7 protein-coding genes and 1 tRNA gene are annotated in these 6,893 nt (G+C 63.4%); all 8 read left to right on the forward strand.

Going from position 1 to position 6,893, the window contains the following annotated elements; all coding sequences use genetic code 11:
* Window positions 1-292 (forward strand): TIGR02300 family protein (locus tag WCE35_RS15385; protein WP_424594197.1); only part of this gene is annotated, 292 nt, incomplete at its 5' end.
* Window positions 293-356: 64 nt separating this feature from the next.
* Window positions 357-432, forward strand: a tRNA-Ala gene (locus WCE35_RS15390).
* Between the two features lie 184 nt (window positions 433-616).
* Complete coding sequence (locus WCE35_RS15395; protein WP_424594203.1) at window positions 617-838, forward strand: GIY-YIG nuclease family protein; 222 nt, start codon at window positions 617-619, stop codon at window positions 836-838.
* Between the two features lie 51 nt (window positions 839-889).
* Entirely contained in the window at window positions 890-2,095 is a 1,206-nt protein-coding gene (locus WCE35_RS15400) for a CaiB/BaiF CoA transferase family protein (RefSeq protein ID WP_424594198.1), read from the forward strand.
* 246 nt (window positions 2,096-2,341) lie between these two features.
* Window positions 2,342-3,658 (forward strand): sn-glycerol-3-phosphate ABC transporter substrate-binding protein UgpB, encoded by a 1,317-nt coding sequence (gene ugpB, locus WCE35_RS15405; RefSeq protein WP_424594199.1) that lies wholly within the window; start codon window positions 2,342-2,344, stop codon window positions 3,656-3,658.
* A gap of 73 nt (window positions 3,659-3,731) precedes the next feature.
* A complete protein-coding gene (ugpA, locus tag WCE35_RS15410; protein ID WP_424594200.1) occupies window positions 3,732-4,613 on the forward strand; it encodes a sn-glycerol-3-phosphate ABC transporter permease UgpA in 882 nt (293 codons plus the stop codon).
* Window positions 4,613-5,461 (forward strand): sn-glycerol-3-phosphate ABC transporter permease UgpE, encoded by an 849-nt coding sequence (ugpE, locus tag WCE35_RS15415; protein ID WP_424594201.1) that lies wholly within the window; start codon window positions 4,613-4,615, stop codon window positions 5,459-5,461. Before ugpA ends, ugpE begins: the two co-directional genes overlap by 1 nt.
* 141 nt (window positions 5,462-5,602) lie before the next feature.
* Window positions 5,603-6,694, forward strand: a complete 1,092-nt coding sequence (locus tag WCE35_RS15420) for a sn-glycerol-3-phosphate import ATP-binding protein UgpC (RefSeq protein ID WP_424594202.1) — start codon at window positions 5,603-5,605, stop codon at window positions 6,692-6,694.
* The last annotated feature ends 199 nt before the right edge of the window (window positions 6,695-6,893 follow it).

Raw genomic sequence — 6,893 nt, forward strand, 5'->3', positions numbered from 1 at the left:
GACCCGCGCCGACGCCGCAGCCCGCGCCAGTGCTGCAGCCGCAGCTTCCGCCGCCGAAGCCACGCCGGAGCCGATCGAGGCTGAAGAGTTGGTGCCGCTCGAGGAGGCCGACGCCGAGGAGAATACCGGCAAGGTCAAGGCCGTGGTTCCGGAGTCCGAGGACGACATCGAGATCGACGAGACCATCGAAGACGATGACGATGATGATTCCACCTTCATCGCCGACGAGGAAGAAGGCGACGAGGACGTCGCCGACATCATCGGCGACGTTGGCGGCGACGAGGAGACTTGAGATCGGCCCGGAATTATGTTCTGGGTTTTGCCCCGCGAGCCGGTTGAGACGCGCGGGACCCTAAGGGGCCATAGCTCAGCTGGGAGAGCGCTTGCATGGCATGCAAGAGGTCGGCGGTTCGATCCCGCCTGGCTCCACCAGCCTTCGCTGGCTTCGCCAGCTTCGGCTCGGCAAGCCCTGTCGTGGCGAAGGCTGCCGCGCCGCAGCCCAAAGGGCGAAGGCGGGCCTCGGCAAGCCACACCGCGCCCTATCGTAGCGAAGCAAGCGAAGGCTGCCGCGGCGTAGCCCGAAGGGCGAAGACGGGCCTCGGCAAAATACGTCTACATCCTCGAAAGTCACGATTCCGAACATTTCTACGCCGGGATTACGGATGACGTGCCGACGCGATTGGCGAAACACAATGCGGGTGAGGTCTCGCACACCTCCAAGTTCAGACCTTGGCGGTTGAAAACCTACGTCGCTTTCAGCGATGAAAAGCAGGCCTTCGCATTCGAGAAATATCTGAAGTCTGGCTCCGGCCGCGCATTTGCGAAGAAGCGCCTGTGATGCTTTAAACGCCGGCGACAACAACATCCGCAACAAACGCCCGACCAACCCATGACCCCTGAAACTGCTCCCGGCGCGATGGCCGGCCTGCGCGTGATCGACCTCACGCGCGTCCTTGGCGGCCCGTATTGCACGCAAATCCTCGCCGACCACGGCGCCGACGTGATCAAGGTCGAGCCACCCGCCGGCGACGAGGTGCGCGACTGGGGACCTCCGTTCCACGACGAGGACGCGGCCTATTTCGTCGGCATCAACCGCAACAAGCGTTCGATCGGACTCGATCTCGGCTCAGAGGACGGCCGCGCGGTGCTCATGAAGATGCTGGAGGGCGCCGACGTCCTGATCGAGAATTTCAAGCCCGGCACTCTCGACAAATGGGGCATCGGCAACGACGTGCTGCGTTTGAGGTTTCCAAAACTCGTGCACTGCCGGATTTCGGGCTTCGGCGCCGACGGGCCGCGCGGCGGCAATCCCGGCTATGACGCCATCATTCAGGCCATGACCGGCATGATCGCCGCGACCGGCTCGCCCGAGAGCGGACCGATGCGGATCGGCGTTCCGCTCGTCGACATCGCGACCGGGCTTTATGCGGCGATCGGCATCCTGATGGCGCTGTCGGAGCGGCAGCGATCCGGCCTCGGCCAGTTTCTCGAGACCACGCTGTATGAAACCGGCCTTGCGATCATGCATCCGCACACCGCCAATTACTTCATGCACGGCAGGCCGCCGCAGCTCACCGGCAACGAGCATCCGAACCTCGTGCCATACGCGATCTTCGCGACGCGGACCGACAACATCTTCATCGGTGTCGGCAATGATGCTACCTTCCGGAAGCTTTGCAAGGAGATCGGCAGGCCCGAGCTTGGCCGCGATCCGCGCTTTGCCCGCAACAAGGACCGCATCGCCAACCGCGATGCGCTGCGCGACGAGCTGGCGGCCGTGTTCCACCAGCAGGACGCCGAGCCGCTGTGCAATCGCCTGCTTGCCGCCGGCCTGCCGGCGGGCCCCGTACAAAAAATCGACCAGGCGCTCACCAGCCCCCATGCGATTCATCGCGGCGACGTCATCCAGCAAGACTGGTACAAGGGCGTCGCGTCCCCGATCCGCCTCGAGCGGACCAAGCCCAGCCTGCGCCGCACGCCGCCAAAATTCAGCCAGCACTCGGCCGAGGTGCTGGAAGAGTTCGGGTATTCGAAGACCGAGATCGATGCCTTGGTCGCCGGCGGCGTGGTCTGCGGGTCCGAGCGGAAGCGCTGAGGTTTTGCGTGTCCCGGACGCGGAGCAGCGTCTCTTGACGGTGCCCCGCAGAGCCGGGACCAGACCCCCGATCAGCAGCGCACCGCAAGGCGCGCTGCGCTGCATCCGGGGCCCCCTCCGCTTATTTTACAGCTTTCCTTGCGGTCCGCTTCCCCCGTACCATTCGCCGGTTTATACGGTCATTTGCACGTCATCCGGCGCTGCTAGCGCAAACCACCGAGATGACGGTCCAACGGGAGGAATTTGATGGCTCTTCGACAATTCGGCGCTGCTGCGGCAGTCGCGGTCACGCTGGCGTTCGGCGCCTCGCCCGCCCAGGCGGCGATCGAGATCCAGTGGTGGCACGCCATGACCGGCGGCAACAACGACATCATCAACAAGCTCGCCGAGGACTTCAACGCCAGCCAATCCGACTATAAGGTCGTCCCAACCTATAAAGGCGTCTATGCCGATACCATGAATGCCGGCATCGCCGCATTCCGGGCCGGCAACGCGCCGCACATCATGCAGGTGTTCGAGGTCGGCACCGCGACGATGATGAGCGCCACCGGCGCGATCAAGCCGGTCTATCAGTTGATGAAGGACGCTGGCGAGCCGTTCGACCCGAAGGCCTACCTGCCGACCATCACAGGCTATTACTCGACGTCAAAAGGCGACATGCTGTCGTTCCCCTTCAACTCGTCGTCGATGGTGATGTGGATCAACAAGGACGAGTTGAAGAAGGCCGGCGTCGCCGAAATCCCGAAGACCTGGCCGGAAGTGTTCGACGCCGCCAGGAAGCTGAAGGCGGCCGGTCACGCCACCTGCGGCTTCTCCAACGCATGGGCGTCGTGGGCGCATATCGAGCAGTTTTCGGCCTGGCACAATGTGCCGATCGGCACCAGGGCGAACGGGCTCGACGGCTTCGACACCGAGTTGAAGTTCAACTCGCCGCTGCATGTCAAACACCTGCAGAACCTGATCGACCTGCAGAAGGACAAGACCTACGACTATTCCGGCCGCGACAGCAAGAGCGAGGGCCGTTTCGGCTCCGGCGAATGCGCGATCTTCCTGACCTCGTCGGGTTACTACGCCACCGCGAAGGGCACTGCCAAATTCGACTTCACCTCGGCGCCGATGCCCTACTATCCGGACGTTGCCGGTGCGCCGCAGAACTCGATCATCGGCGGCGCATCGCTGTGGGTGATGGGCGGCAAGAAGCCCGAGGAATACAAGGGCGTCGCCAGGTTCTTTACGTTCCTGTCCGACACCGACCGCCAGGCCAAGCTGCACCAGGAATCCGGCTACCTGCCGATCACCAAGGCAGCGTATGAGAAGACCAAGACGTCCGGCTTCTACGAGAAAACCCCGATTCCGGAAACGCCGCTGAAGGAGCTCACCAACAAGGAGCCGACCGAGAATTCGCGCGGCCTGCGCTTCGGCAACATGGTGCAGATGCGCGACCTCTGGGCCGAAGAAATAGAGGCCGCCCTTGCCGGCCAGAAGACCGCCAAGGAAGCGCTCGACGCGGCGGTCGCGCGCGGCAATGCGATGTTGCGGACGTTCGAAAAGACCGCGAAGTAACCTCGGCTATCGATGCTCCCTCTTCGTCCGAAGAGGGAGCCTTTCCGCCCATACGGAAGACCGCAGCACCTGAATGGAAAAGACTGTCGTATTCAACAACAAGCTGCTGCCATATCTGCTGCTCGTTCCGCAGCTCATCATCACATTGGTGTTCTTCTACTGGCCGGCGAGCCAGGCAGTCTGGCAATCCTTTCTCCGCGAGGACGCTTTCGGGCTGACATCCGAATTCATCGGGCTGGAAAATTATCAGGCGCTGTTCGGCCAGCCCGAATATTACAAATCGATGCTGACGACGCTGGTGTTCTCCTCGCTGGTCGCCGCGCTGTCGCTTTCGATCGCGCTCTTGTTCGCGACCCAGGCCGACAAGAACCTGAAAGCCGCCGGCGCCTACAAGACCCTGATGATCTGGCCCTATGCGGTGGCGCCCGCGGTCGCCGGCGTGCTCTGGATCTTCATGTTCCACCCTTCGCTCGGCACGCTGGCGCGGCCGCTGCGCTGGATGGGCTTTGACTGGAATCCGCTGTTGAACGGCAGCCACGCCATGATCCTGGTGGTGATGGCCGCGGTGTGGAAGCAGATATCCTATAACTTCCTGTTCTTCCTGGCAGGACTGCAATCGATCCCGAAAAGCGTGATCGAGGCCAGCGCGATCGACGGCGCCGGGCCGATGCGGCGGTTCTGGACCATCGTGTTTCCGCTGCTGTCGCCGACGACATTCTTCCTGCTCGTCGTCAACGTCGTCTACGTCTTCTTCGACACCTTCGGCATCATCGATGCCGTGACCGGCGGCGGCCCGGCCGGCGCCACCACCACCATGGTCTACAAGGTGTTCGCCGACGGGCGGCTCGGCGGCGACCTCGGTGGCTCGGCCGCGCAGTCGGTGGTGCTGATGGTGATCGTGATCGCGCTGACCGCGATCCAGTTCCGCTATGTCGAGCGCAAGGTGCAATACTGATGGTCGAGCACCGCCCGTGGAACGACATCATCGCCTACGCGATCCTTTCGCTCGGCGTCTTCATTGTCGCCTTTCCGGTCTATCTCGCGCTGATCGCCTCCACCCACGACGCCGCCACCGTGGTCGGCGGCAACATGCCGCTGTCCCCGGGCGGCCATGCGCTGGAAAACTACTATCGCGCCGTTTTCGTCGGCGGTTCGCGCACCAGCCGCGAGCCGGTCGGCCACATGCTGACGAACTCCTTCATCTCCGCGATCGGGATCGCGCTCGGCAAGATCTTCATCTCGATCCTGTCCGCCTATGCCGTGGTGTATTTCCGCTTTCCGTTCCGCAAGGCAGCGTTCTGGATCATCTTCGTCACCCTGATGCTGCCGGTCGAGGTACGCATCTATCCGACCTACAAGGTGGTCGCCGACCTGCACATGCTGGACACCTATGCCGGGCTGATCCTGCCGTTGATCGCGTCCGCCACCGGCACGCTGTTGTTCCGGCAGTTCTTCATGACGGTGCCGGAAGAGCTGCTGGAGGCATCGCGCATCGATGGCGCCGGACCCTTCCGCTTCTTTTGGGATACGCTGCTGCCGCTATCGGTCACCACGATCGCGGCGCTGTTCGTGATCCAGTTCATCTATGGATGGAATCAGTATCTTTGGCCGCTGCTGATCACCACCCAGGACTCGATGCAGACCATCGTCACCGGCATCAAGAAGATGCTGACCACGACCGACGAACTGGCCGAATGGCAGCTCGCGATGGCGACCGCGATCCTTGCGATGCTGCCGCCGGTCGCGGTTGTCGTGTTCATGCAGCGGCTGTTCGTGCGCGGACTGGTCGAGACGGAGAAATGAAGATGCGAGTGGCGAGTGGCGAATGGCGAATGGAACGGGCGAATGGCGAATGGCGAGTGGCGAATAGAGCTACCCGCCTGCTCTTGCTGCCTCGCTCCTCCCTACTCGCCACTCGCCACTCGCCATTCGCGGATGGACCCCATGGCTAACGTCACCCTCCGCAACGTCCGCAAGACCTATGCCGGCGGCTTCGAGGCCATCAAGGGCATCGACTTCGAGGTCGGCGACGGCCAGTTCTGCGTGCTGGTCGGCCCTTCCGGATGCGGCAAGTCCACGCTGCTGCGCATGGTCGCGGGGCTGGAGACCATCACCTCTGGCGAGATCGATATCGGCGGCCGCGTGGTCAACCGGGTCGAGCCGGCCGAGCGCGACATCGCGATGGTGTTCCAGAACTATGCGCTCTATCCGCATATGAGCGTCTACAACAACATGGCCTACGGCCTGCGCAACCGCGGCATGAAAGAGCCCGAGATCGACACAAGGGTGCAGGAGGCCGCCCGCATCCTCGAACTCGGCGCCATGCTCGAACGCAAGCCGCGGCAATTGTCCGGCGGCCAGCGCCAGCGCGTGGCGATGGGACGCGCAATCGTGCGGCAGCCAAAAGTGTTTCTGTTCGACGAGCCCTTGTCGAACCTCGACGCCAAGCTGCGCATCGCCATGCGCGTCGAGATCCGAAAGCTGCAGCGCCGCCTCGGCACGACCTCGATCTACGTCACCCACGACCAGCTTGAGGCGATGACGCTCGCCGACGTCCTCGTCGTCATGAATGGCGGCCGGGTCGAGCAGATCGGCAATCCCCTCGAGATCTACCAGAGGCCCGCGACCACCTTCGTCGCCTCCTTCATCGGCGCGCCGCCGATGAACCTGATGCCGCTGCGATCGGAGGAGTTCGCATCACAATTGACCGGCGACAGCCGCACCAATGATGCCGGTATCCTCGGGATCCGTCCGGAAGATTTTGTGATCTCAAACGATACCGCGGCTGGCGGCGTGGCGCTCGGCCTCACCGTGGAGGCGATCGAGCATGTCGGGGCCGAGACGTTCGTTTACGGGGCCCGCCAGCGCGAGGCGCAGGGCGTCGCCGCCAACCCCGGCGAATTGCCCCCGGGCGAGGTGATCGTGCGCATCCCGGGCGCGACGGGGCCCGCCATCGGCGAACGGATCAGGGCGATCGCCCCCCGTGAAAAACTGCACCTTTTTACCGCCGACGGCCGCAGGCGGGTCGACCTCTAAAAACCAATCCATCATCATTCCAGTACGCGTATCGGCTCAACGCGGGACCTCGCGCCGCCGTCTCGAGATCCCGGCTCGCCCGTGCCTGCGGAATTACGGTTTTGTTACGGTTTCGCAGGTACTTGAACCCGAGCCAGGCCGCCGCCATATTGACGGTGTCCGGGAGCAGGATTGCCAACCGGTCGAATGGGGCGCCGCA

This window comes from Bradyrhizobium sp. (assembly GCF_049691595.1).
GTDB lineage: Bacteria > Pseudomonadota > Alphaproteobacteria > Rhizobiales > Xanthobacteraceae > Bradyrhizobium.